We start from the raw sequence: 1948 nt of genomic DNA, 5'->3' as shown, positions 1-1948 counted from the left end.
ATTAACCGTTTTATCCCTTTTTTATTACGCTATTTTTTATGGTTTTCTTCGTAAAATAACTGGCGAGAAGGCATTTTAATACCCATCCGTTCGGATAGTATTATTTTACGCGCGGATTTCTTTTCAACTCTGTATTAATAATTTATGCTTTTCGATTAAATGTAATTCACTCTCCTTTTGAAAAGTTGCATTTATTTTATAGGCAGGCTTTAAACTGTTATTAAAAGTCATTTTTTAACTTATGGTTTTAATCGGTATAAAGTTTTAACCGTTGTTTTTACCCCGTTTAACGTCTGATTTTTGTTAAGTTTAATCATCATTGGATATTGTATTTTACGTTTAACCAATACTAATCATATCCATTTTTTATCTTTACTGACTCTGTTTTTTTCGGATAATCACCCCCTTTTCAGGACTTAAATACTGTTAGATTAACCGTTTTATCCCTTCTTTTATAGTTTTCTTCATAAAATAACCGGCGAGAAAGCGCTTTAATACCCATATGTTCGGATGGTATTATTTTATGCACGTATTTCTTTTCAACTCTATATTAGTGGTTAATGATTTTCGATTAAACGCAATTCACTCTCCTCTTGAAAAGTTGCATTTATTGAGTTAAATCCGTCCTTGATATAAAAACTTTAATAGGGTTAATGTAATTTCTTTTAAATTCATCCCCTCACTATAAAACGCCCCCCTCTTTTACCATTTATAATTAAATAACCTCATCACCCGGAAAACCATTTGGTTTGGCTTTATAAAGAATTAATCCCTTATCAAAAATTTCCTGATAGGTTCTCCCCAAACTATTAATTAGAGCTTCAACGTTAACAGTCACTATTTATACCCAAGATCTAATACACATGGAACGAAAACAGATGTTAAAACGGATAGCGGTTTGTTAGCCGCTATCCGATGAAGACAGAAAATGGAAAAGGGTTCCTAAAGATCTTTCCATAGAAATAGTTATACAGCTCGTTCAAATGCTAATACATCCACCCGGAAATCAGGTAAGTATGAAAAATGAATGTTTGTATCAGGGTATTGTTCACTGAATTTACATGTATAAGCATCAAATCCACCAGTAAGCCCGATTACCGGAACTTTTTTAGGGCCGCCACTGGAATCAGGTTCCCCCATGAGTGCTCTAACGGTTACCTTATCCATTAAGTGTAAAAATGGAGGAGGCATGTCGCCACTGTATGAATCATTGTTATCATAGATATTGATTAATACAAATTCTACTGAACACAGTCGTCTTGAAGCATTGTGAAAAGTTAACCTCAGGCCAAGCTCTGGTTTACAAAAAAACTCATCGTCTCCTTCAAAAAAATATTCAAACTTATTAGCTGGAATAATCTGCTTTTCAATCAGTTGCTCTGCTGTTTGTCCCAAACTTTTAACAATTTCCACAACATAAGACATCATTTGTACCACCCTTGTTCTTTATTAAGGCGATGTAATTCCTCACGAGCCTTGTTCAATTGTTCATCAGTATAACCTTCTTCCTTTAGCCCTGGAGCCTGAGCATCAAAATTATTATCCACTGCCATTTCCAAGTCAGAGGCATCTTGAGCCTTTTTAGCTACAGAATTACGGCCACCATAGGTCTCACTATATTTTTGATGCACTCGTTTAGGGATTGCTATAGCAGCCCCCATTTTTAATGCTATATCTATATGATGCCTTTTCAACTCAGGATGATTGTCTGATAAATATTTTCTTAATGCCGCCTTAGACGGAATATGATCAATATCCATCCCATCATTACGGCTACGCCCGGCCAGATCATGATATTCCCCCACTTCCAGCGGCTTCACCGGTGGTTTACTCAAATACACATACACCGGCGGCATATTCGGGATCGGGAAGATCAGAATATAATCGCGGAAATCCTTCTCTTCCGGCATCGGCAACGATTCAATATCGCTGCCCACTTTTTCCGGGA

The 1948-nt window shown here is 36.2% G+C and carries 2 protein-coding genes and 1 pseudogene; all 3 read right to left on the bottom strand.

Annotated features, from left to right (window positions below; genetic code table 11):
- Positions 1–718: 718 nt before the first annotated feature.
- Positions 719–838: pseudogene (locus tag LGZ99_RS24230) on the bottom strand (DUF6392 family protein); the annotation flags it as partial.
- Between the two features lie 128 nt (positions 839–966).
- Positions 967–1428 carry a DUF6392 family protein gene (locus tag LGZ99_RS24225; protein WP_023043701.1) on the bottom strand — a complete coding sequence of 154 codons (462 nt, stop codon included), beginning with the start codon at positions 1426–1428 and terminating at the stop codon, positions 967–969.
- The coding region (locus LGZ99_RS24220) for an S-type pyocin domain-containing protein (RefSeq protein ID WP_262979826.1) at positions 1425–1948 on the bottom strand (524 nt) is incomplete at its 5' end. The genes LGZ99_RS24220 and LGZ99_RS24225, both read right to left, overlap by 4 nt.

The organism is Photorhabdus temperata (assembly GCF_025384845.1).
GTDB lineage: Bacteria > Pseudomonadota > Gammaproteobacteria > Enterobacterales > Enterobacteriaceae > Photorhabdus > Photorhabdus temperata.
The sequence above is the reverse complement of the archived record's forward strand: the minus strand, read 5'-3'. Positions and strand labels throughout refer to the sequence as shown.

Coding starts and splice junctions, on each gene's coding strand:
- LGZ99_RS24225 (WP_023043701.1), bottom strand. CDS start 1,428: ATGATGTCTTATGTTGTGGAAATTGTTAAAAGTTTGGGACAAACAGCA.